The organism is Bradyrhizobium ontarionense, from assembly GCF_021088345.1.
Lineage (GTDB): Bacteria > Pseudomonadota > Alphaproteobacteria > Rhizobiales > Xanthobacteraceae > Bradyrhizobium > Bradyrhizobium ontarionense.
Map to the genome: position 1 here is coordinate 2,593,303 of NZ_CP088156.1, position 21,598 is coordinate 2,614,900.

Annotated in this window: 22 protein-coding genes; 12 read left to right on the plus strand and 10 right to left on the minus strand. The window is 65.1% G+C overall.

Translation table 11 applies throughout. The features are described from left to right. Positions 1 to 53 precede the first annotated feature (53 nt). A complete protein-coding gene (locus LQG66_RS11740; protein ID WP_231326379.1) occupies positions 54 to 395 on the plus strand; it encodes a GIY-YIG nuclease family protein in 342 nt (113 codons plus the stop codon). A gap of 280 nt (positions 396 to 675) precedes the next feature. Here the strand turns inward: LQG66_RS11740 and paaE are convergent, their stop codons facing one another. The 8 genes from paaE to LQG66_RS11780 all read right to left on the minus strand — a co-directional run bounded on the left by paaE (position 676) and on the right by LQG66_RS11780 (position 6,934). After that, positions 676 to 1,755 carry a 1,2-phenylacetyl-CoA epoxidase subunit PaaE gene (gene paaE, locus LQG66_RS11745; RefSeq protein WP_231326380.1) on the minus strand — a complete coding sequence of 360 codons (1,080 nt, stop codon included), beginning with the start codon at positions 1,753 to 1,755 and terminating at the stop codon, positions 676 to 678. Between the two features lie 99 nt (positions 1,756 to 1,854). Next, positions 1,855 to 2,358: a 1,2-phenylacetyl-CoA epoxidase subunit PaaD gene (gene paaD, locus LQG66_RS11750; protein ID WP_231326381.1), complete on the minus strand. Its 504-nt coding sequence runs from the start codon at positions 2,356 to 2,358 to the stop codon at positions 1,855 to 1,857. Further along, positions 2,352 to 3,128: a 1,2-phenylacetyl-CoA epoxidase subunit PaaC gene (gene paaC, locus LQG66_RS11755; protein WP_231326382.1), complete on the minus strand. Its 777-nt coding sequence runs from the start codon at positions 3,126 to 3,128 to the stop codon at positions 2,352 to 2,354. Before paaC ends, paaD begins: the two co-directional genes overlap by 7 nt. Positions 3,129 to 3,263: 135 nt before the next feature. Further along, a complete protein-coding gene (gene paaB / locus LQG66_RS11760; protein ID WP_006613353.1) occupies positions 3,264 to 3,551 on the minus strand; it encodes a 1,2-phenylacetyl-CoA epoxidase subunit PaaB in 288 nt (95 codons plus the stop codon). Between the two features lie 14 nt (positions 3,552 to 3,565). Then, positions 3,566 to 4,555, minus strand: coding sequence for a 1,2-phenylacetyl-CoA epoxidase subunit PaaA (gene paaA / locus LQG66_RS11765; protein ID WP_231326383.1), 990 nt, complete (start codon positions 4,553 to 4,555; stop codon positions 3,566 to 3,568). Positions 4,556 to 4,633: 78 nt separating this feature from the next. Continuing rightward, positions 4,634 to 5,515: a phenylacetic acid degradation operon negative regulatory protein PaaX gene (gene paaX, locus LQG66_RS11770; RefSeq protein WP_231326384.1), complete on the minus strand. Its 882-nt coding sequence runs from the start codon at positions 5,513 to 5,515 to the stop codon at positions 4,634 to 4,636. Between the two features lie 127 nt (positions 5,516 to 5,642). Then, entirely contained in the window at positions 5,643 to 6,119 is a 477-nt protein-coding gene (locus LQG66_RS11775) for a phasin (RefSeq protein WP_231326385.1), read from the minus strand. Between the two features lie 155 nt (positions 6,120 to 6,274). Next, complete coding sequence (locus tag LQG66_RS11780) at positions 6,275 to 6,934, minus strand: hypothetical protein (protein ID WP_231326386.1); 660 nt, start codon at positions 6,932 to 6,934, stop codon at positions 6,275 to 6,277. A 300-nt stretch (positions 6,935 to 7,234) separates the two neighbouring features. Between LQG66_RS11780 and LQG66_RS11785 the strand changes: the two genes are divergently transcribed. Then, entirely contained in the window at positions 7,235 to 8,155 is a 921-nt protein-coding gene (locus LQG66_RS11785) for an alpha/beta fold hydrolase (RefSeq protein ID WP_231326387.1), read from the plus strand. Between the two features lie 269 nt (positions 8,156 to 8,424). Here the strand turns inward: LQG66_RS11785 and LQG66_RS11790 are convergent, their stop codons facing one another. Next, positions 8,425 to 9,432, minus strand: coding sequence for an alpha/beta fold hydrolase (locus tag LQG66_RS11790; protein ID WP_231326388.1), 1,008 nt, complete (start codon positions 9,430 to 9,432; stop codon positions 8,425 to 8,427). A 193-nt stretch (positions 9,433 to 9,625) separates the two neighbouring features. After that, positions 9,626 to 9,886 carry a DUF6489 family protein gene (locus tag LQG66_RS11795; RefSeq protein WP_231327756.1) on the minus strand — a complete coding sequence of 87 codons (261 nt, stop codon included), beginning with the start codon at positions 9,884 to 9,886 and terminating at the stop codon, positions 9,626 to 9,628. A gap of 520 nt (positions 9,887 to 10,406) precedes the next feature. Here LQG66_RS11795 and LQG66_RS11800 point away from each other — a divergent pair. The 10 genes from LQG66_RS11800 to LQG66_RS11845 all read left to right on the plus strand — a co-directional run bounded on the left by LQG66_RS11800 (position 10,407) and on the right by LQG66_RS11845 (position 21,598). Next, on the plus strand, positions 10,407 to 12,005 hold the full coding sequence (locus LQG66_RS11800; protein WP_231326389.1) for an ABC transporter substrate-binding protein: 1,599 nt from the start codon (positions 10,407 to 10,409) through the stop codon (positions 12,003 to 12,005). A gap of 106 nt (positions 12,006 to 12,111) precedes the next feature. Next, entirely contained in the window at positions 12,112 to 13,092 is a 981-nt protein-coding gene (locus LQG66_RS11805) for an ABC transporter permease (RefSeq protein ID WP_231326390.1), read from the plus strand. 2 nt (positions 13,093 to 13,094) lie between these two features. Continuing rightward, on the plus strand, positions 13,095 to 14,063 hold the full coding sequence (locus LQG66_RS11810) for an ABC transporter permease (RefSeq protein ID WP_231326391.1): 969 nt from the start codon (positions 13,095 to 13,097) through the stop codon (positions 14,061 to 14,063). Between the two features lie 32 nt (positions 14,064 to 14,095). Next, positions 14,096 to 15,079: an ABC transporter ATP-binding protein gene (locus LQG66_RS11815; RefSeq protein WP_231326392.1), complete on the plus strand. Its 984-nt coding sequence runs from the start codon at positions 14,096 to 14,098 to the stop codon at positions 15,077 to 15,079. Further along, positions 15,076 to 16,071, plus strand: coding sequence for an ABC transporter ATP-binding protein (locus LQG66_RS11820; RefSeq protein ID WP_231326393.1), 996 nt, complete (start codon positions 15,076 to 15,078; stop codon positions 16,069 to 16,071). Before LQG66_RS11815 ends, LQG66_RS11820 begins: the two co-directional genes overlap by 4 nt. Positions 16,072 to 16,217: 146 nt before the next feature. Further along, entirely contained in the window at positions 16,218 to 18,020 is a 1,803-nt protein-coding gene (locus tag LQG66_RS11825; protein ID WP_231326394.1) for a gamma-glutamyltransferase family protein, read from the plus strand. Positions 18,021 to 18,033: 13 nt separating this feature from the next. Beyond that, a complete protein-coding gene (locus LQG66_RS11830; protein ID WP_231326395.1) occupies positions 18,034 to 18,744 on the plus strand; it encodes a DUF1028 domain-containing protein in 711 nt (236 codons plus the stop codon). A 240-nt stretch (positions 18,745 to 18,984) separates the two neighbouring features. Next, the gene (locus LQG66_RS11835) at positions 18,985 to 20,496 is read left to right on the plus strand and encodes an ABC transporter substrate-binding protein (RefSeq protein ID WP_231326396.1); all 1,512 of its coding nucleotides are present in this window, start codon (positions 18,985 to 18,987) and stop codon (positions 20,494 to 20,496) included. Between the two features lie 2 nt (positions 20,497 to 20,498). Beyond that, positions 20,499 to 20,663, plus strand: coding sequence for a hypothetical protein (locus tag LQG66_RS11840; protein ID WP_231326397.1), 165 nt, complete (start codon positions 20,499 to 20,501; stop codon positions 20,661 to 20,663). Then, positions 20,657 to 21,598 carry an ABC transporter permease gene (locus LQG66_RS11845; RefSeq protein WP_231326398.1) on the plus strand — a complete coding sequence of 314 codons (942 nt, stop codon included), beginning with the start codon at positions 20,657 to 20,659 and terminating at the stop codon, positions 21,596 to 21,598. Before LQG66_RS11840 ends, LQG66_RS11845 begins: the two co-directional genes overlap by 7 nt.

Here is a 21,598-nt window from a genome sequence, read left to right on the forward strand (position 1 = left end):
CCCGCCTGCGGCGGGCTCCTCAGGGTGAGGGTCAACAGAGCGAGAGAACTGCCATGACGGAAGGCGGCGCGTATCTCTACATCCTGCCCTGCGCCGATGACCGGCTCTATATCGGGACAACGAGGACCGCGCTGGAAATACGCCTGGCGCAACACAATGACGGAACCTTCAGCGGCTACACGCTGACACGACGGCCGGTCAAACTGGTGTACTCACAATGGTTCGAGCGGATCACGGACGCCATCGAAAGCGAGCGCCGGTTGAAAAAGTGGAGCCGCGCCAAGAAGGATGCCTTGATCCGCGGCGATCTCGATGCGCTGCAGGCTCTCTCTGCGCGCAGAACGGGATTCGAGGGAACACCTTCGCCAGCGTCCAAACGGAGCTCAAAGCAATGAGTCCGAGCAAGGCTCTATCTCCTCATGGTGAGGAGCGCCGAAGGCGCGTCTCGAACCATGAGGCCACAGCGTGGGCCTCGCCCTTCGAGACGCCCGCCTGTGGCGGGCTCCTCAGGGTGAGGGTCAGAGGTCTTTTCGGCAAATGGAAACGACAAAGGCCGATATCGAACCATCAGTCCTTACATTGCGCGGCACGCGAAACCGCCTCCCCTCATCCTGAGGAGCCCGCCCAAAGGCGGGCGTCTCGAAGGACGAGGCCCCACAACACACCCGCGCCCCACTACATATGATCGTAATCCACCACCACCCGCTCGGTCACTGGCTTGGCCTGGCAGGTCAGCACGAAGCCGGCCTTGAGCTCCCATGGCTCCAGTGAGTAATTCAGCTCCATCTCCGCTCTGCCCTCGACCAGCTTGGCACGGCAGGTCGAGCACATGCCGCCCTTGCAGGCGAACGGAAGGTCGACGCCGGCGCGCAGTGCGGCATCGAGAATGGCCTCGCCTTCCGCTACCGGCACCTCGCGGCGCTTGCCGTCGATGATCAGCGCCGCGAACGCCTTCGGCGGTGCCGAGTCCGGCACGACGGCCTTTGGACGCGGTCTACCGCCAAGGCCAGAGACGAAGCGTTCGACATGGACGCGCTCATCGGCAATGCCGAGTGCGCGGCACGTCGCCTCGATGTCCTCGCTCATGCCCGAGGGACCGCAGATGAAGACGTGATCGACGCTGTCGGCCGGCACCAGCGATCGCAGGAGCACGCGCACCTTCTCGCCGTCGAGGCGGCCGTGCAGGATCGGCAGGTCCTGCTCCTCGCCGGAGATGACGTGGAACACCGAGAAGCGATCGAGGAAGCGGTCCTTCAACTCCTCGAGCTGCTCGCGGAACAGCATGCCGGCCGTGGTGCGGTTGCCGTAGAACAGGAAGAAGCGGCTGTTCGGCTCGCGCGCCAGCACGGCCTTGACGATCGACAGGATCGGCGTGATCCCCGACCCCGCCGCAAACCCGACATGGGTGCGTGCCGCCGCGGGCTCCAGCGCGACCCCGAAACGCCCGGTCGGCGTCATCACGTCGATCTCGTCGCCGCGCTTCAATTCGTCGGTGACGAAGCTGGAGAACGCGCCGCCATCGACGCGCTTCACGGCGATGCGGATCTCGCCGTCGTCGGGGCCGGAGCAGATCGAATAGGAGCGCCGGACCTCCTCGTCCCCGAGCGTGGTCTTCAGCGTGAGATACTGCCCGGGCGCGAAATGATAATCGCGAGCGAGCTCGTTCGGAATCGCGAAGGTCAGCGACACCGCGTCGGACGCCTCGCGGCGCAGGTCACGGATGGCGAGACGGTGGAAGCGTGGCGTTGTCGACATCGAACCTATCCCCGCGTCATTGCGAGCGCAGCGAAGCAATCCAGAGTCCCGCGCGTAGTCCTGGATTGCTTCGCTGCGCTCGCAATGACGGCTGCTGCATCAGTGGCACTTGAAATAATCGAACGGCTCGCGGCACGACTTGCAGCGCCAGAGCGCCTTGCACGAGGTCGAGCCGAATTCCGCGAGCTGCTCGGTCTCGACGGACCCGCATTGCGGACACGCGACCTCCGCGACGCCGAACAGCGCGCGTCGCCCGCTCGAGGGCTGCGGCGGCGCGATGCCGTATTCACGCAGCTTGCGGCGGCCCGCCTCGCTCATCCAGTCCGTGGTCCAGGCCGGCGACAGCACGGTGCGGACGTGGCTATCGCGGAAGCCGGCGCGCTCCAGGGCCAGCTCGATCTCCAGCGCGATCATGTTCATGGCCGGACAGCCGGAATAGGTCGGCGTGATCGCGACTTCGACGCGATTCTCGATCACCTCGACCTCGCGCAACACGCCGAGATCGTCGATCGTCAGCACGGGAATCTCCGGATCGGTCACCGTCGCCGCGGCGTCCCAGGCGCGCTGCCGCAACTCGGCGGGGCTGATGGCGGCGACTACCATGTCGCACCGGGGAAGCTGCGCTGCATGTATTGCAGCTCGCTCAGGAGATGGCCGAGATGCTCGCTGTGCCGGCCGTCGCGGCCGCCCTGCTGCATCCAGTCGTTCTCCGGAAGCACGAGTGTCGCCTCGCGCGCGACATGCGAGACGGTCACCAGCCATTCCGGCAGCAGCATCGTCGGATCGATGGCGATGCCTGACTCGATGAGTTCGCGTTCACTCTCATCGACGCCGAACATCTCGCCGGTATAGGCCCAGAGGTCATCGATCCCCGTCTGCGCGCGGCGATGGCTCTCGTCAGTGCCGTCGCCGAGCCTGATCACCCATTCGCTGGCATGGCGCAGATGATAGGCGCATTCCTTCTCCGACTTGGCGGCGATCGCTGCCAGGGTCGCATCCGTCGAGCCCATCATGCCGCGCCAGTAGAGATCGGCGAAGGCCGCGTAGGACAATTGCCGCACCATCGTATGCGCGAAGTCACCATTCGGGCGTTCGACCAGCAGCAGATTGCGGTACTGCCTGACGTCGCGGAGATAGGCGAGCTTGTCCTCGTCGTTGTCGCGGCCCTCGACCTTGGCGGCGTAGCCGTAGAGCTCGCGGGCCTGGCCGATCAGGTCGAGCGCCATGTTGGACAGCGCCATGTCCTCTTCGAGCATGGGCGCATGGCCACACCATTCGGACAGCCGATGACCGAGGATCAGCGCATCGTCGGCGCGGCGCAAGGTGTAGAGCACCAGCGGCGTTTCGGAGACGGTGATCGAGGGAGCAGTCATGATGATGATCCGATCAGGCTCGCCACGCATTCCGTCATTGCGAGCGCAGCGAAACAATCCAGAGATTCATCCGAGCGAGCAGTCTGGATTGCTTCGCTGCGCTCGCAATGACGACGGCTGACGGCCGTCAGCCGCTCACATATGCCCGACTTCCTCGGGCACCTCGTAGAACGTCGGATGGCGGTAGATTTTCGTTTCAGCCGGCTCGAACATCATGCCCTTGTCGGCGGGATCGGACGCGGTGATCGCGCTCGACGGCACCACCCAGATCGACAGGCCCTCGCCGCGGCGGGTGTAGAGGTCGCGCGCGGCCTGCAGTGCCATCGTCGCGTCCGGCGCGTGCAGCGAGCCGCAATGCTTGTGCGCGAGCCCGTTGCGGCTGCGGATGAAGACTTCCCACAACGGCGTGTTCGGTGTCGCCATCACGATCTCCCCTGCTATTCGGCGGCCTGCGCCATCTGCCGGCGCGCGCGCTTCTCGGCGTAGGCAGCCGCCGCCTCGCGCACCCAGGCGCCATCAGCATGCGCCTTGCGGCGCGCCGCCAGCCGATCTCGATTGCACGGACCGTTGCCGGCCAGCACCTGCTTGAACTCGCTCCAGTCGATCGGCCCGTGCACCCAGTGCCCCTGCTCGTCCTGCTTCATAGCCGGATCGGGAATGGTGAGGCCGAGATACTGCGCTTGCGGCACGGTGGCATCGATGAACTTCTGGCGCAGCTCGTCGTTCGAGAACCGCTTGATCTTCCACTTGGTCGAGGCGTCGCTGTGCTGGCTCGCCTGGTCGGGCGGGCCGAACATCATCAGCACCGGCCACCACCAGCGGTTCAGCGCATCCTGCGCCATCGCCTTCTGCTCAGCCGTGCCGCGGCACAGCGTGAGCATGATCTCGTAGCCCTGGCGCTGGTGGAAGGACTCTTCCTTGCAGACGCGGATCATCGCGCGCGCGTAGGGACCGTAGGAGCAGCGGCACAGCGGGATCTGGTTCATGATCGCGGCGCCGTCGACCAGCCAGCCGATCACGCCGATATCCGCCCAGGTCAGGGTGGGATAGTTGAAGATCGAGGAATACTTCGCCTTGCCGGCCAGCATCGCGTCGACGAGTTCTTCGCGCGACGCGCCGAGCGTCTCGGCGGCGGCATAGAGATACAGCCCGTGACCGCATTCGTCCTGGACCTTGGCGAGCAGCGCGGCCTTGCGGCGCAGGCTCGGCGCGCGCGTGATCCAATTGCCCTCGGGCAGCATGCCGACGATTTCGGAATGAGCGTGCTGGGAAATCTGCCGGATCAGCGTCTTGCGATAGGCCGACGGCATCCAGTCGTTCGGCTCGATGCGCTCCTCGGCATCGATGCGCGCCTGGAACCGCGAGGCGCCTGCGGCGTCCTCGACGAGGGTGCCCTCCTCGGGCGAATTGAGCGCCTGCGTGTACATGCGGCGGCGTCCTCCCAGGACTTGGTTGACGCCAATATATAACGGAATCTTATCCGCGCAATCAAATTCTGTAATATATTAAAGCGGCTCGGCATCGCCGGCGAAACGCCCCGTCAGCGCCGCACCCGCCGGCGGCAAAGGTCCTTCCTCGTTGGTGGCATGGTCGTCGAGCCAGCGCTCGGAGCCCGGCAGCAGCAGCCGATAGATCTCGCCGCACAGCGCGCGCGCCTGCCGCCCCGGCCAGTCCTTCGGCAGCAGCTCGACCGGCAGTTGCGGATCGCGCAAGACGATGCGGCGGTAATGGTGGATCAGCAGGATGCGCGCAGTGAAGGCCTGGCTGTCCGACAGCGCCTCGCCCCGATCCATCGTGAATCTGAGCGGCGCGAAGGAGGCGCTGAACTTGCGATAGGCTTCGGCCGTCCGCTCCAGCGCCCAGCTCTCGGCCACCAGTCGCCGCGCCATGTCGGAACCGGCGGAGGCCTGCAGTCGGATGGCGCCCTCTGCGGCATCGGGCACGGCGATCCTGGAGGGCGCCACGAACACGCCCGGCAGCGGGCTGCCGAAGCCTGCATCCCGCAGCGCGGTCCGCGCCTGCTCGCGATCGTCGGCGCTGCCGATCAGGAGCAGCTCGAAGCTGCCGTTCCATTCCGACGGCGGGGAATCGTAGATGTGGCGGGTGGCGGCGGCGAAGGTCTGCTCGCCGCGCCGGGTCAGGCGATAGAAGCTGTTGCGGCCGCTCTTGGTGCGCTCGAACCAGCCTTCCGCCGTCAACCGCGACATCGCCGTGCGCACGACGCCGCCGTCGATATCGAGACCCGCAAAGAATTCGAGCAAGGTGCCGAGCCAGACGGTGCCGCCGCGCGGCACGACGGCGTCGCCGAATACGGTGACGATGAGCGAGCCGGTCCGCGACGGTTCGCTCTTGAGCTGGCTGACGATGCGGGAGAGCGGCTGCGGCATGGGCACGCTTTAGCCGGTTTCGCCGCGTTCAAAAACCGTGCGACAGCAAATCGCAACAGCAAATCGCAAAAGAAAAGGCCCGCGCGAGCGGGCCTTGCAGATGTTGTCGACTGGCGCGCTGATACGATCAGGCGGTCTTGTTGTAGGCCTTCGCCATGTTCTCCTGGGCGACCTTGGCGCCCTCGGTCACCAGCTTGCTGACATATTCGCTGGTCGACTTGGCACGAGCCACGAGCGCTTCGCCGCGCGCACGCGCGAGCTCGCCCTGGATCTGGACGGCCTCGCTGAACGACTTGGCGGACGCCAGCTTGTCGATGCCGTCGAAGAACGCCTCGGTGTCCTGGTACAGCGCCTGCTGGATGTTGCGGCTGATCTTGCCGGCCTCGGTCACGCCATCGAACACAGCGGTCTCGATCGCGGAGGTGACCTTCTCGGAGCCCGCCAGGGCCTCCGCGGCGCGTTCCTTGGCAGTGGACGCCGTCTTCTTCACGAACTCCCGGGCCTGCTCCGGCACGTCCATGGTCGGCATGTTCTTGAGCGCGTCGGTCATCGGCGCAAACGCCTCTTTGACGCTGTCGAACACGGTATTGGTCTCGGTGGTCATGGCTGTCTCCATCCTCAATGTTTCTGAGCTATGGCTCGCTCCGTCCCTTATGAAACCGGAGTGACTCAGCTATATCAACAAAAATGGTGCATCGCAATATAAATGTTGCAATGCACCAATAAAAAAGCATGGACGAAAATGCTGGCTGGCTCGCCTCAGGCGCCGGACGGCCCGCTCGTGTCCTTGCCGCTGGGCGGCCCCGAGGTCAGCGCCGCCGGCTTCTTGTGGCGGGACTTCCCCGGGCGCGACGCGGGTTCGGCAGCGCTCGGCGCAGCTTCGACAGCTATGGACGCAGCTTCTGCCGACGTCGATGGCGTTCGCAACGAGTCGAGCGCTGCGCGGATCTCGCGCAGCTCGGCCTCGATCGCGACGGTCGGTGCCGGATCGGTTATTTTGGTAGCGTTCAGCATCTGGTCGAGCAGCGCTTTGATCTCGGTCAACTGCGGCGTGACATCGACGGCTTTCGCCACCGGTTGTGGAGCCTTGGATGCGGCAAGAAGCTCATTGAGCAAGCCCTTGATCCCATTCAATTCCGGAGTGACGTCGACCGGAGGTGCCGCAACCGGCGGCTGAGCCTTGGATGCGGCGAGAAGCGCGTCGAGCAAGCCCTTGATCTCGTTCAACTGCGGAGCGAGATCGGCGAGCGGTTTCGATGCCGACGGCGACACCTGTGCTGTGGCCAGCAGTTCCTTCAGCAGCGCCCGCGTCTCCGCCAGCTCGCCCTCGATGGACGCGAGCCGCTCGTTCAAGGCGGTGAGCTGACCGCGGCTCGGCACGTTCATGCCGGCGAAGTAGTTTTCCATCAGATCGGCCATGGGCTTCTGTCCGTTTCCAGAACCAGTTGCGGGATCATCGGGGGATTGGCGTGGCGTCGCCGGGCGCAGCCGCGTGAAGACGCTGAAGCTCTTCTGCATCTCACCGACCATCTGCTGCCAGAACGCGATTGGATCGCTGGACTTGTTCACCATCGGCACGCTCCTTCAGGCCAACAGAAGACTCAAACACAACCTATCATAGCACGACCTCGCTGCGATGCGGGGAGATCATGCAGGTCGCTTCTCTCCGGCTGCGGAACCATGCCATAGAGGGTTGGTTGGCCTTGAAAGAGGGATCACGTGACAACAACCGTCCATCAGCCGCCGCACATCGTGCGCGCCAACGGTATCGACATCTGCTACGAGATCTTCGGCGACCCCACAGCGCCTCCGCTCCTGTTGATCATGGGCCTCGGCGCCCAGATGATCATCTGGGACGACGAGTTCTGCGAACGCTTGGCAGCACGCGGCTTCCGCGTCATCCGCTTCGACAATCGCGACATCGGCCAATCCGGCAGGCTGCATGGCGGACGCCGGCTGACGCCGTTCGAGCTGATCAAGCTTCGTTTCTTCCACATTCCGGTCTCAGCGCCCTACAGGCTCCTGGACATGGCCAAGGACACGGTCGGCCTGATGGACGCGCTCGACATCAAATCAGCGCACCTGGTCGGCGCCTCGATGGGCGGCATGATCGCGCAGGAGATCGCGATCTTCTTTCCCCAGCGCGTGCGCTCGCTGACCTCGATCATGTCGACGACCGGCAATCCGCGCATTCCGCCGCCGACGCGCGAGGTCGCGATGCTGCTGATGGCGCCGCCGCCGAAGACCAAGGACGAGTACATCAAGCGCTTCCAGAAGACCTGGAAGCTGCTGCGGGCCGGCTCGTTTCCCGAGGATGAGGCGCGCGACGTGGCACTGGCCGAGCGCAGCTTCGCCCGCGGCATCAATCCCGCCGGTGTCGGCCGCCAATTGCGGGCGATCCTGGCCTCGGGCAGCCGCAAGCCGCGCCTGCATCTCGTCACGGCGCCAACGCTCGTGATCCACGGCACGGTCGATCCGCTGGTCCATCACACGGCAGGCAAGGACACAGCGGACTCGATCCCCAATGCAAAGCTGCTGATGATCGAGCGCATGGGTCACGCCATCCCGATCCCGATGTGGCCGCAGATCATCAACGCGATCGCGGACCACGCGCATGGCGCGAACGTGCAGGCGGCTTAGGACGCGCGCTGAGAGCAAGCACTGCCGCCCCCAAACGAGCTGTCGTCCCGGCGAACGCCGGGACCCATACCGCGTGATGTCTGAAATGGGCAGTCGGCACGTTCCACGCGCCTCACAGCATTCGGTGACTATGGATCCCGGATCTGCGCCAGCCGACGCTTCGCGTCAGCAGGCTTGTCCGGGACGACACCTGTTGTTCGGCTCGGCCGTTGCCTCTCGCCCGGCGTACGATCTGCCGCAACCGTTTTTCCACCGAGCCGCCGCCTTCTCTACCCGAACCTTCTCCGCCGCCATTCGATCAGCTTGGCGCTGACCTCCTCGGGCTGCTCCTGCTGGGTCCAGTGGCCGCTGTCGCGGACGAGATACTTCTCCAGATCCGGGATCAGCTTTTCCATGCCGTCCGCGGCCGAGGGCGGCAGCACGGCATCGTTCTCGGCCATGATCATCAGCGACGGCACGCGCACGGTATGATCCAAGCCTTCCGAGCGCTGCCAGTTGCGGGTCATGTTGCGATACCAGTTGATGCCGCCGGTGAAGCCGGTCCGCGTGAACGTGTCGACGAACACCCGCTTCTCCTCATCCGACAGAATCGGCCGACGGGTGTCGTTGGCGGACTCATAGGCCGCGATCATCTGCGGGAACGCCAGGTTGAGCGATCGGGACGCGCCGATCCCGCCGGCAGGCGGCTCCGCAGGCGGCGCATCGGTGCGCGGCAGCGGCTTGCGCATGAAGGCGTCGAAGGTCTGCTCGACGCGGGCGGCGAAGATGCGGTCCGGCTCACGTCCCGGATCCTGGAACTGGACGATGTACATCATGTCGCCGAAGCGCTTGCGCATGATCTCGATCGGATCGGCGGGTGCGCGCGGCAAATGCGGCGTGTTGATGCCGACCACGCCGGCGACCCGCGACAGGTGACGCAGCGGCATCTGCCAGACGACGAAGCCACCCCAGTCGTGGCCGACGAAGATCGCCTTGTCGATCTTCAGGTGGTCGAGCAGACCGACGAGGTCGGCCGTCAGATGTTCGAGGTCGTAGGCCTCCACCGGCTCCGGCCGGTCGGTGGCGCCATAGCCGCGCTGGTCCGGCGCGATCACGCGGATGCCGGCGGCCGCCAGCGCCTTGATCTGGTGCCGCCAGGAAAAGGCCAGTTCGGGCCAGCCGTGACAGAGAATGATGGGCGGATGGTCGGTCGCGGGACCGGCCTCGTAGTAGCCCATGCGAATGCCGTTGATCACCGCAAATTGCAGCGGCGGCATCCAGGAAGCCGAAGCGTTCATCGTTCCTCCCCGAGGCTCTTGCCCGCCGGCCTGTCCTGACCGGTCGTTGGCGCGCGTGCCCATCATGGTGCAGACGACTTCGGCGTAGAAGAAGACCTGCGCCAGAAGGCTCACGCCCAGCTGATGACCGGCTCGGCCTCCCGCCTCCGATGTCGTGCAGCGATGCAGCAGCGCCGCAGGCGGGTTGGCCTGGTCAGGCCGATTTTTTGTCGTTGGAGCGACTGCCGCCCAGTCCGGTCATGGTCAGCATCATGTCCTGGAACCGCTCGGCCAGCCGGGGATCAAAGGTGAACCAGCTCTGCATGATGGCTTCGGGCGTCAGCTTGTCGATGTTGCTCGTCATCTGCTGCTGCAGCCTGTCCATCACGGCGGCCTGCATCGGACCGAGGTCGGGAAGTCCGAAGAACTGCCGCGCCTCGAGCGGTGTGCAATCGATCTCAATATTGACTTTCATGTCCGCTCCGCGCTGTTCGAACCATCCCCACGCCGCCTCCAGCCGGGCCCCATGACCAAGAGGACCCATCCCGGAGCGAGTGGAGAGCATCACAGTATCACCGCGCCGCCCCCCCTCTAGCAAGCGGCGCGTTGCTGCAGGTGCGCAATTCCCGGGACATGGCAAATAGCGCTGCTGGAGACGCGAAATCCACAATTCGAGCGCCGCGTGCGCTGCACCTCGGTTGTCGGGCTAACCATATCATTTAGGCTTCAACAAACCGGGCTTGTGTGCCGCCGTCGAACTCTGGCAACATGACGGGATCGACGTGCCGCGGGTCCGACGGCGCACCGCCAGGCGACAGCATCGGAATCAGTCATTCCGGCGCGGCATCAGACTTGCAAGCACATCGCCAGCGTCTTGTTGCTCCTTGAAGTTCGTGCAAGAGGCGCTGCAGGCATCACGAACTTCGAAGCAAGGCAGGCCGGACACAATCGCGCCTGCCGAGAAAACAAGCGTCAAACGCGGAGAATTTGAACATATGTCGGGACGCAAATCCCTGCTCATCGCGGCGGCCATCGCATTCGTTGGCCTCGCGGCGCTGCCGGCCTCGGCTCAGAGCCTGCGCTATGCCAACCAGGGCACCCTGAAATCGCTCGATCCCTATACCTTCAAGGAATCGACGACGATCGCCCATCACGCGCACATCTATGAGGGGCTGACCGCGCGCGACAAGGATCTGAAGATCATTCCAGCTCTGGCCGAAAGCTGGGAAACACCCGAGCCGACCCGCTGGCGCTTCCACCTGCGCAAGGGCGTCAAGTTCCACAATGGCGAACCCTTCACCGCGGACGACGTGATCTTCTCCGCCGACCGCGTCCGCGCCACCGGCTCCAATTTCCTGTCCAACGTTCCGCCCGACGCGAAGTTCGTCAAGGTCGACGACTACACCGTCGACGTGAAGCTCGATGCGCCCAATCCCATCCTGATTTCGCAGTGGGATACGTGGTACATCATGAGCAAGAAGTGGTGTGAGGACAACAACTCGATCGCGCCGACGCCGGTCTCGGCAACTACACCGAGCTACGCGGCGCTGCATGAGAACGGCACCGGTCCCTTCATCATCGAGAGCCATCAGCCCGGCGTGAAGACCGTGTTCAAGGTCAACCCGACCTGGTGGGGAAAGCCGGAACACAACCTCAAGGAGATCGTGTTCACCACCATCTCCTCCGACGCCACGCGCGTCGCGGCGCTGTTGTCGGGAGAGGTCGACATCATCGAGCCGGTGCCGGTGCAGGACATCGGCCGCGTCGATTCGAGCCCGAACGCCCAGGTGCTCAAGGGACCCGAGCTGCGCACGATCTTCCTCGGCATGGACGAGACCCGCGACGAGCTGCTGTACTCCAACATCAAGGGCAAGAACCCGTTCAAGGACATTCGCGTCCGCGAGGCCTTCTACAAGGCCATCGACATCGAGCTGATCAAGACCCGCGTCATGCGTGGCCTGTCGACACCGTCGGCCCTGATGGTGGCGCCGCAGCTCTATGCGCTGTCGAAGGACTTCACCCGGCCGAAATACGACCCCGACGCCGCCAAGAAGCTGCTGACCGAGGCGGGCTATCCCGACGGCTTCGAAGTGACGATGGACTGCCCGAACGATCGCTACGTCAACGACGCCGCGATCTGCCAGGCCGTGGTCGGCATGCTCGCCCGCATCGGCGTCAAGGTGAACCTGAACGCGCAGCCCAAGGCGCAGTACTTCGCCAAGGTCCTCAAGCCGGGCGGCTACAACACCTCGTTCTTCCTGCTCGGTTGGACACCGTCGTCGATGGACTCCCACAACGTGATGCACGACATCATGGGCTGCCGTGACGACGCCAAGGACGCCACCCGCGGCGAGGCCAATCTCGGCAACTACTGCAACAAGGAGTTCGATGCGCTGACCGACAAGGTCCTGGTCGAGACCGATACGGCCAAGCGCGACCAGCTGATCAAGCAGGCGTACGAGATCGGCATCAAGGACTACGGCTACATCCCGCTGCACCAGCAGGCGGTGGCCTGGGGTGTCTCGAAAAAGGTGAAGATCCCGCTGCGCGCCGACAACGCCGTGCTGCTGTTCCTGGCCACCAAGACCGAGTAGTCCGCCCGACGTCAAGTCCCGGAAAGCAGAACTGCTTTTCGGGACTTTTCATTTGATGCTTCAGGTGCTACGCGCCCTCGCATCCCGAAGGACCTGAAAGGACAAGATGCTCGCCTTCACGCTTCGTCGAGCGATCCAGGCCATCGGCGTCATGATCGCCGTGGGCATCATCTCGTTCGCCATGTTCCGTTTCGCTGGCGATCCGGTGAATCAGCTGGTCGCCATCGATGCCTCGGCAGCGGAACGCGCCAGCATCCGCCAATCGCTGGGCCTCGACGATCCGTTCATCGTGCAATTCGGCCGCTATCTGTTCAACGCGGCGCAGTTCAAGTTCGGTGTGTCGTATCAGTTCCGGCAGCCGGTCTCCGACCTCCTCAAGGAGCGGATGCCGGCCACCCTGGAGCTCGCGGTCTGCGCGACGATTCTTGCGCTGTTCTTCGGCATCATCATGGGCGTGTTCTCGGCGCTGCGTCGCGACTCCCTGATGGCGAAGCTGTTCCAGATGGTGTCGCTGATCGGCATCTCGCTGCCGACCTTTCTGATCGGCATCCTTCTGATCTACCTGTTCTCGGTCACGTTGGGCTGGCTGCCGTCGTTCGGCCGCGGCGACACCGTCCGGCTCGGCTGGTGGACATCAGGACTGTTTACGGCGTCCGGCTGGAAGGCGCTGATCATGCCGTCGATCACGCTCGGCCTGTTCCAGATGACCTTGATCATGCGGCTGGTCCGCGCCGAGATGCTTGAGGTGCTACGCACCGACTACATCCGTTTCGCCCGCGCCCGCGGGCTGACCACGCGCGCCATTCACTTCGGGCATGCGCTGCGCAACACGCTGGTTCCGGTCATCACCGTGGTCGGCCTGCAGTTCGGCTCGGTGATCGCCTTCTCCATCATCACCGAGACCGTGTTCCAGTGGCCGGGCATGGGCCTGTTGTTCGTGCAGGCGGTGCAGAACGTCGACATCCCGATCATGGCGGCCTACCTCATCATGGTCTCGCTGATCTTCGTCACCATCAATCTCGTGGTTGATATCCTCTACACCGTGGTCGATCCGCGCCTGCGCACGACCCTCAGCCGGGCGGCCTGATCATGAGTGACGCCGCCCTCCCCCATCCGACCCCCGCCGATGCGCCCCGCGCGGCCGCCGACGGCTGGCTGAAGCGCGCGCTCGCCAGCGACCTGTTCTACTCGTTCCGCCGCTCGAAGCTCACAGTGATCGCGGCCGCGATCACGCTGCTGTTCTTCCTGCTGGCGATCTTCGCGCCGCTGCTGTCGCCGCAGAACCCGTTCGATCCCGCCCAGCTGCAGCTGCTGAATTCGCGGATCCCGCCGCTGTGGTCGGCCGAGGGCCAGAGCCCGTTCCTGCTCGGCACCGACGAGCAGGGCCGCGACGTGCTGTCGGCCATCCTCTACGGTTTGCGCATCTCGCTCGTGGTCGGCATTCTCGGCGTCGTCTTCTCCGGCGCGCTCGGCATCGGGCTCGGACTGATCGCGGGCTATTTCGGCGGCCGCGTCGACACCGTGATCATGCGCATCGCCGACGTGCAGCTCACCTTCCCGCCGATCCTGATCGCGCTTCTCGTCAACGGCATCGCCAAATCGGTGTCCGGCAATCATCTGGACTGGCTGAGCATGCTGATCGTCCTGGTGCTGGCCATCGGCCTCTCCTTCTGGGTGCAGTATGCGCGCACCGTGCGAAGCTCGGTGCTGGTCGAGAAGAACAAGGACTACGTCGCCGCCGCCCAGCTCATCGGCCTGCCCGCCCCCGTCATCATGCTGCGTCACGTGCTGCCCAACACCACTGGTCCGGTGCTGGTCATCGCGACCATCAATCTCGCGCTCGCGATCATCACCGAGGCGACCTTGTCGTTCCTCGGCTCCGGCATGCCGGAGACGATGCCGTCGCTCGGGACGCTGATCCGGATCGGCAACAACTATCTGTTCGCCGGCGAATGGTGGATCGTCGCCTTCCCAGGGATCGCGCTGGCCGGACTGATCCTCTCCATCAACCTGCTCGGCGACTGGCTGCGCGACGCCCTCAACCCGAAACTGCGATGATCCCCGTTCATGCGTATGAAGGCCCGGACCTCATGACCGCCCCCGTTCTGTCCGTGCGCAATCTGCAGGTCGAGTTCGCGAGCCGGCGCGGGACCTTGCGCGCGATCGATGGCGTCTCGTTCGACATCGCCAAGGGCGAGGTACTCGGCGTGGTCGGCGAATCCGGCGCCGGCAAGTCCGTCACCGGCCTCGCCGTGATCGGCCTGATCGATCCTCCCGGCCGCATCTCCGGCGGCGAGATCCTGCTCTCCGGCCTGCGCGTCGACAATCTGCCGCCCGAGGAGATGCGCCAGGTCCGCGGCAAGCGCATCGGCATGATCTTCCAGGATCCGCTGACCTCGCTCAATCCGCTGTATCGCGTCGGCGACCAGATCATCGAGACGATCAGGACACACACCAACCTCACCGAGCAGCAGGCGCGCAAGCGTGCCATCGACCTGCTCGCCGAGGTCGGCATCTCAGCGCCGGAGAAACGCATCGACGGTTATCCGCACCAATTCTCCGGCGGCATGCGCCAGCGCGTCGTGATCGCGCTCGCGCTGTGCGCCGAGCCCGAGCTGATCATCGCCGACGAGCCGACCACCGCGCTCGACGTCTCCGTGCAGGCGCAGATCATCTCGCTGATCAAGCGGCTCGGCCGCGATCACGGCACCGCCGTGATGCTGGTGACCCACGACATGGGCGTCATCGCCGAGACCTGCGACCGCGTCGCCGTGATGTATGCCGGCCGCGTCGCCGAGATCGGCCCGGTGCAGGAGGTGATCAGGAATCCGCTGCATCCCTACGCCAAGGGCCTGATGGGCGCGATCCCCACTTTGGCAGGCGAGGAGAAGCGCCTGGTGCAGATCCCGGGCTCGATGCCGCGGCTGTCGGCGATCCCGCCGGGCTGCTCGTTCAATCCGCGTTGCAGCTCAGCCTTCGACCGCTGCCGCATCGACCGGCCGGAGCCGCTGCGGCAGGGCACGCAGGCGGTCGCCTGTCATCTCTATGATCGTGCGACGGAGACTGCGGCATGACCGATTTCGTCGAGGTCAAGAATCTGCGCCGGGAGTTTGACGTCTCCAAGCCCTGGCTCGATCGGGTGCTGGAACGCGCGCCGCAGGAATTCCTGAAAGCCGTCGATGGCGTCAGCTTCGGCATCAGGAAGGGCGAGACCTTCGCGCTGGTCGGCGAATCCGGCTCGGGCAAGACCACGGTCGCGCGCATGGTGGTCGGACTGCTGCCACCGACATCGGGCGAGGTGATCATTGACGGCGTGTCGATGAGCGATGCCCGCCAGGCCCAGGTGCGGCGCACGCTAAGACGCCGCATCCAGATGGTGTTCCAGGATCCCTACGCGAGCCTCAATCCACGCTTTCGCGTCGACACCATCATCGCCGAGCCGATCCGCGCCTTCAACGTGATCGAGGGCGAGCGCCAGATCAAGGACCGCGTCGGCGAGCTGCTGACGCTGGTCGGCCTGCATCCGGATGACGGCCAGAAGTTTCCGCACGAATTCTCCGGCGGCCAGCGCCAGCGCATCGCCATCGCGCGCGCGCTCGCCTCGGAAGCTGAGTTCATCGTCTGCGACGAGCCGACCTCGGCGCTCGACGTCTCCGTGCAGGCGCAGATCCTCAATCTGATGCGCGACCTGCAGGACAAGTTCGGCCTGACCTACCTGTTCATCAGCCACAATCTCGCGGTCGTGCGCCACATGGCGAGCCGCATCGGTGTGATGTATCTCGGCCGCATCGTCGAGATCGCCGATGGCCGCACCCTCTTCAACGATCCGCGCATGCCCTACACCAAGATGCTGCTGGGCGCGGTGCCGGACCTGTCGATGTCCGGCCGCCAGCGCATTCCGGTCAAGGGCGAGATCCCGAACCCGATCAATCCGCCTCCCGGTTGCACGTTCAATCCGCGCTGTCCGCTGGCGTTCGACCTGTGCCGGCAGCAGGCGCCCGAACTCATCGGCGGTGTGGCCTGCCACGCGGTCAACCAGCCGGCTGCGGCCGTTGTGCCGGCATGAGCTGCGTTGAGCGACGAGACGAAACGAAATCGGGTCGTCATTGCGAGGAGCGAAGCGACGAAGCAATCCAGGGCGTCGTCCACGGCTCTGGATTGCTTCGCTTCGCTCGCAATGACGGTGAACGTGTAGGATAGGAAGAAGGCACCATGAGCTTCGTCAACCCCGATCCCTTCACCACCCGCCCCGAGATCGAGGGCACCTTCGGTGTCGTCACCTCCACACACTGGATCGCCACTGCGGTGGGCATGGCGATGCTGGAGCGCGGCGGCAACGCCTTCGACGCCGGCGTCGCGGCGGCCTTCACGCTTCAGGTCGTGGAGCCGCATCTGAACGGCCCCGGCGGCGACGTGCCGATCATCCTGCACGACGTCAAGCGCGGACGCACCGAGGTGATCTGCGGCCAGGGCCCGGCGCCATCAGGCGCCACGATCGCGCACTACAAGCGCGAAGGGCTGGACATGGTGCCCGGCACCGGCCTGCTCGCCGCCTGCGTGCCCGGCACCTTCGAGTCCTGGATGCTGCTGCTGCGCGACTACGGCACGATGCGGCTGCGCGACGTGCTGGAGCCGGCCATCGGCTATGCACGCGACGGCTATCCGCTGGTCGAGCGTGTCTCCGCGACGATCCAGACCGTCGAGCAGCTGTTCAAGACGCATTGGCCGACCTCGGCCGCGCTCTATCTGCCCAATGGCGAGGTGCCGAGGCCGGGCACGCTGTTCACCAATCCACAGCTCGCAGAGACCTACGCGCGCATCCTGAGCGAAGGCGAGAGCGCCGGCGGTGATCGCGACGCCCAGATCGAGCGCGCGCGCAAGGCCTGGTCGCAGGGTTTTGTTGCCGAGGCCATCGACCGCTTCTGCCGGACCCAGGAGGTCATGGACGTCTCGGGCTCGCGCCACAAGGGCGTGCTCACCGCCGACGACATGGCGCGCTGGCAGCCGACCATCGAGGCGCCGCTCACTTACGACTACGGCCGCTACACCGTGTGCAAGGCCGGCGTCTGGAGCCAGGGCCCGGTGCTGCTGCAGCAGCTGGCGCTGCTCAAGGGCTTTGCGCTCGACGGCCTCGACCCCACCGGCCCCGACTTCATCCATTGGCAGATCGAAGCCGCCAAGCTTGCGTTTGCCGACCGCGAGGCGTTCTACGGCGATCCCGCTTTCGCCGACATCCCGATCGAGAGGCTGCTGTCCGATGCCTACAACGACGAACGGCGCAAGCTGATCTCCGACAAGGCCTCGCTCGAGCTGCGGCCCGGCACGGTCGAGGGTTACGGCGCTGCCGTGAAGCTGCGTCAGGCCGAAGGGAACCGTGAGGCCGTGGGCGCGATGGGCTCAGGCGAACCGACCGTCGGCCGCTTCGGCGAAGTGCGCGGCGACACCGTGCATTTCGACATCATCGATTCCCAGGGCAACATGATCTCGGCCACGCCGTCCGGCGGCTGGCTGCAGTCCTCCCCGGTCATCCCCGAGCTCGGCTTCTGCTTGGGGACTCGCGCGCAGATGTTCTGGCTGGAGGAGAATCATCCGGCTGCTCTGGTGCCGGGCAAGCGGCCGCGCACGACGCTGTCGCCGACCATGGCGCTGCGCGACGGCGAGCCCTACGTGGCCTGGGGCTCGCCCGGCGGCGACCAGCAGGACCAGTGGAACACGCAGTTCTTCCTGCGCCACGTCCATGCCGGCATGAACCTGCAGGAATCGATCGACGCCCCGGCTTGGCACTCCGAGCATTTCCCGATCTCGTTCTGGCCGCGCACCGCGCGCCCCGGCGTGCTCGTGGTCGAGAACCGCGTGCCGAAGGCCACGATCGAGGAGCTGCGCCGCCGCGGCCACATCGTCGAGGTCGGGCCCGACTGGTCGGAGGGCCGACTGACGGCCGCCTCGCGCGTCGGACGCCGCCGCCGCGCCGCGGCCAATCCCAGGGGCATGCAGGGCTACGCCGCCGGACGATGACAGCGAGACGCCGATGACCTGGTCGATCATTGCCAAGGACGACTTGACCGGCCAGATCGGCATCGCCGTCGCCACGCGCTTCTTCGCGGTCGGCGCCCGCGTGCCGTTCATCGTCGCGGGTCGTGGCGGCATCGCGACCCAGGCGCTGGTCAATCCCTATTACGGCATCGACGGCGCGACGCTGCTGCGCGACGGCCGGCATCCGCTGGAGATTGTGGAGCACCTCACGGCCGCCGATCCCGGCCGCGAGAGCCGCCAGCTCCACATCCTCGATCGCGACGGCCAGATCGCGGCCCACACCGGCCGCGACTGCATCGACTGGTGCGGCCATCTCCAAGGTGACGGCTTCTCGATCGCCGGCAACATGCTGGCCGGCGCGCAGGTGCTGGACGAGACGGCCAAGGCCTATCTGGCCAGCGGCCACCTGCCCTTCGCCCAGCGCCTGATCGCGGCACTGAAGGCGGGCGAAGCCGCCGGCGGCGACAAGCGCGGCAAGCAGTCGGCGGCGTTGCTGATCCACGGCAGCGAGGAATGGGCCGAGCTCGACCTGCGCGTCGACGACCACGCCGATCCGCTGGCTGAGCTCGAACGACTGGAGAACGTGAGCCGCCGGCATTGGGCCGTGTTCCGGCAGTTCATGCCGACGCGCGACAATCCCGCAGGGATCACCGATCGCGCCACCATCGATGCCGGCATCGCTGCAGCACTCGCGAACCAGACATGACCGGCCGCATGCGACCGTTCGCAATTCGAATGCCCACGCTTGAGGCAACGCATCGCCGCCTTTTTCGACACGACATCTGCACCCGTCATGACGATCGTCGCAGCCGCAGCAGACTGAGCCACGCGGAAGGACTGCATGAGCTCGGGGTTGGTATGGATAGTGCAACAACGCAGTTCAAAGGCGCAGTGCAATCGCGCAGGCGACAGACGAAGGCCGCATTCGCATGAGGGATATCATATGATGAGGAATTGGCGATCGGCCCTAATTGCGGCCGCTTTCACGGTCTCGTTCGGCGCGGCCGCTCACGCGCAGACGACGCTGCGCGTCGGGCTGGCCGAAGACCCTGACATGCTCGATCCCTCGCTGGGACGGACCTATGTCGGCCGCATCGTCTTCTCGGCCTTCTGCGACAAGCTGTTCGACATCGACGAGAAGCTGAACGTCGTGCCGCAGCTCGCGCTGTCGCATGAGACCTCGGCCGACGGCAAGGCGATGACGATCAAACTGCGCCCGGGCGTCAAGTTCCACGATGGCGAACCGCTCGACGCCGAAGCCGCGAAATTCTCGATCGAGCGTCACATGAACATGCCCGGCTCGTTCCGAAAATCGGAACTCGCCAGCGTCGATCATGTCGAGGTCGTCGATCCCCTGACGATCAGGCTGGTGCTGAAGACACCGTTCGCGCCGCTGCTGTCCCAGCTTACCGACCGCTCGGGCATGATGATGTCGCCCAAGGCGGTGAAGGAGGAAGGCGACAAGTTCGGCCTGCATCCGGTCTGCGCCGGTCCCTACAAGTTCGTCGAGCGCGTGCAGCAGGACCGCATGGTGTTCGAGAAGTTCGCCGACTACTGGAATAAGGACAATGTCTTCATCGACAAGATCGTCTACCAGCCGATCGTCGATGCCACGGTGCGGCTCGCCAACCTGAAATCCGGCGGTCTCGACCTCGTCGACCGTGTGCTCGCCACCGACATCAAGGATGTGCGCGACGACAAGAACCTCGTGCTCGCCACCGCGCCGGAGCTCGGCTATCTCGGCCTCACCATCAACGTCGGCAGAGACAAGGCCAAGGGCCCGCTCAGCCAGTCGGACAAGGTGCGCCAGGCGCTCGACCTGTCGATCGATCGCGAGGCGCTGAACCAGGTCGTGTTCAACGGCGAGTTCACCGCCGGCAACCAGTGGGTGCCGCCGTTGCACCCCTATTATCAGAAGGCCTTTCCCGTCCGCCAGCGCGACGTCGCCAAGGCGAAGGCGCTGCTGAAGGAGGCCGGCGTCGCCACACCCATCAGCGTCGACTACATGATCCCCAAGGGTGCGGAATATGAGGCGATCGCCCAGGTCGTGCAGTCGATGGCGGCCGAGGCCGGCTTCGACATCAAGATTCGCGTCGTCGAATTCGCCACCACCTTCAAGCAGGCGCAGGCCGGTGAATTCCAGATCTTCCAGATCAACTGGAGCGGCCGCATCGATCCCGACGGCAATTCCTATGTGTTCCTGCACAGCGGCGCGCCGCAGAACGACGGCGGCTATTCCAATCCCGAGGCCGACAAGGTCATGGAAGACGCCCGCGCTGTCGCCGATCCAGCACAGCGCGGCGCGCTCTATGAGAAGCTGACCAGGATCGTGCTGAACGATGAGCCGATCATCTATCTCTTTCACCGCAAGCTGCTGTTCGCCCACACCAAGAAGCTCGAAGGCTACAAGCAGCTGCCCGACGGCCTCGTGCGCGTGATCGGACTGAAGCTGAAGTGAACATGGAGTTGGCGAAGACCGTTGCCATTTGTTTGCTCGTCATGCCCGGGCTTGACCCGGGCATCCACGGCTTTCTTTCCACGGACTGCAAAGACGTGGATGGCCGGGTCAAGCCCGGCCATGACGATCTGGAAACAGCCTCCGAGATGAAGCGTTCATCATGCTGACCTTCCTCGCCAACCGCCTCGCGCAGATCGTCCCGACGCTGTTCTTCGTGTCGATCCTGATCTTCTCGCTGCAGCAATTGCTGCCCGGCGACCCGGCGCTCGTCATGGCGGGCGAGGAGCGCGACCCGGCCGTGATCGAGCAGATCCGCAAGCAGTACCGGCTCGATCAGCCGATCCCGGTCCAATACGTCTATTGGGCCAAGGGCGTCCTCACCGGCGATTTCGGCGAGTCGCTGCGCGTGAAGGTGCCGGTGCGCGACCTCATCGTGCAGAAGCTGCCCGTGACCTTGCAGCTCGGCCTGATGGCGATCGTGATCGCCTTCCTGATCGGCATCCCCGCCGGCATCATCTCGGCGGTGAAGCAGGGCACGGCCTGGGACTACGGCGCCAATCTGTTCGCGCTGTGGGGCATCTCGACGCCGAATTTCTGGCTCGGCATCATGCTGATCTTCCTGTTCTCGATCAAGCTCGGCTGGCTGCCCGCCTCCGGCTATGTGCCGCTGACGGAGGATTGGCGGGCCAGCCTGGCGGCGACCATCATGCCGGCCTTCGTGCTGGGCAACGCCATATCAGCGATCCTGATGCGTCACACCAGGAGCGCGATGCTGCAGGTGCTGCACAGCGACTACATCCGCACAGCGCGCGCCAAGGGCATCTCCGAACGCCAGGTCATTCTCCACCATGCCCTGCGCAACGCGCTGACGCCGGTGATCACGCTCGGCGCGCTCGAGCTCGGCACGCTGCTCTCCGGCGCAGTTCTGACGGAGCAGATCTTCTCCATTCCCGGCTTCGGCAAGCTGATCGTCGACGCCGTCTTCAACCGCGACTATGCCGTGGTGCAGGGCGTCGTGCTGGTGACCGCCACCGTCTACATCACGCTGAACCTGATCGCCGACATCGCCTATGTCCTCGTCAATCCGCGCCTGAGGAGCTGA

Excerpts from the sequence above, each read along its gene's own strand:
- LQG66_RS11740 (WP_231326379.1), top strand. The coding sequence starts at position 54 with ATGACGGAAGGCGGCGCGTATCTCTACATCCTGCCCTGCGCCGATGAC.
- paaE (WP_231326380.1), bottom strand. The coding sequence starts at position 1,755 with ATGTCGACAACGCCACGCTTCCACCGTCTCGCCATCCGTGACCTGCGC.
- paaD (WP_231326381.1), bottom strand. The coding sequence starts at position 2,358 with ATGGTAGTCGCCGCCATCAGCCCCGCCGAGTTGCGGCAGCGCGCCTGG.
- paaC (WP_231326382.1), bottom strand. The coding sequence starts at position 3,128 with ATGACTGCTCCCTCGATCACCGTCTCCGAAACGCCGCTGGTGCTCTAC.
- paaB (WP_006613353.1), bottom strand. The coding sequence starts at position 3,551 with ATGGCGACACCGAACACGCCGTTGTGGGAAGTCTTCATCCGCAGCCGC.
- paaA (WP_231326383.1), bottom strand. The coding sequence starts at position 4,555 with ATGTACACGCAGGCGCTCAATTCGCCCGAGGAGGGCACCCTCGTCGAG.
- paaX (WP_231326384.1), bottom strand. The coding sequence starts at position 5,515 with ATGCCGCAGCCGCTCTCCCGCATCGTCAGCCAGCTCAAGAGCGAACCG.
- LQG66_RS11775 (WP_231326385.1), bottom strand. The coding sequence starts at position 6,119 with ATGACCACCGAGACCAATACCGTGTTCGACAGCGTCAAAGAGGCGTTT.
- LQG66_RS11780 (WP_231326386.1), bottom strand. The coding sequence starts at position 6,934 with ATGGCCGATCTGATGGAAAACTACTTCGCCGGCATGAACGTGCCGAGC.
- LQG66_RS11790 (WP_231326388.1), bottom strand. The coding sequence starts at position 9,432 with ATGAACGCTTCGGCTTCCTGGATGCCGCCGCTGCAATTTGCGGTGATC.
- LQG66_RS11795 (WP_231327756.1), bottom strand. The coding sequence starts at position 9,886 with ATGAAAGTCAATATTGAGATCGATTGCACACCGCTCGAGGCGCGGCAG.
- LQG66_RS11800 (WP_231326389.1), top strand. The coding sequence starts at position 10,407 with ATGTCGGGACGCAAATCCCTGCTCATCGCGGCGGCCATCGCATTCGTT.
- LQG66_RS11805 (WP_231326390.1), top strand. The coding sequence starts at position 12,112 with ATGCTCGCCTTCACGCTTCGTCGAGCGATCCAGGCCATCGGCGTCATG.
- LQG66_RS11810 (WP_231326391.1), top strand. The coding sequence starts at position 13,095 with ATGAGTGACGCCGCCCTCCCCCATCCGACCCCCGCCGATGCGCCCCGC.
- LQG66_RS11815 (WP_231326392.1), top strand. The coding sequence starts at position 14,096 with ATGACCGCCCCCGTTCTGTCCGTGCGCAATCTGCAGGTCGAGTTCGCG.
- LQG66_RS11820 (WP_231326393.1), top strand. The coding sequence starts at position 15,076 with ATGACCGATTTCGTCGAGGTCAAGAATCTGCGCCGGGAGTTTGACGTC.
- LQG66_RS11825 (WP_231326394.1), top strand. The coding sequence starts at position 16,218 with ATGAGCTTCGTCAACCCCGATCCCTTCACCACCCGCCCCGAGATCGAG.
- LQG66_RS11830 (WP_231326395.1), top strand. The coding sequence starts at position 18,034 with ATGACCTGGTCGATCATTGCCAAGGACGACTTGACCGGCCAGATCGGC.
- LQG66_RS11835 (WP_231326396.1), top strand. The coding sequence starts at position 18,985 with ATGAGGAATTGGCGATCGGCCCTAATTGCGGCCGCTTTCACGGTCTCG.
- LQG66_RS11840 (WP_231326397.1), top strand. The coding sequence starts at position 20,499 with ATGGAGTTGGCGAAGACCGTTGCCATTTGTTTGCTCGTCATGCCCGGG.
- LQG66_RS11845 (WP_231326398.1), top strand. The coding sequence starts at position 20,657 with ATGCTGACCTTCCTCGCCAACCGCCTCGCGCAGATCGTCCCGACGCTG.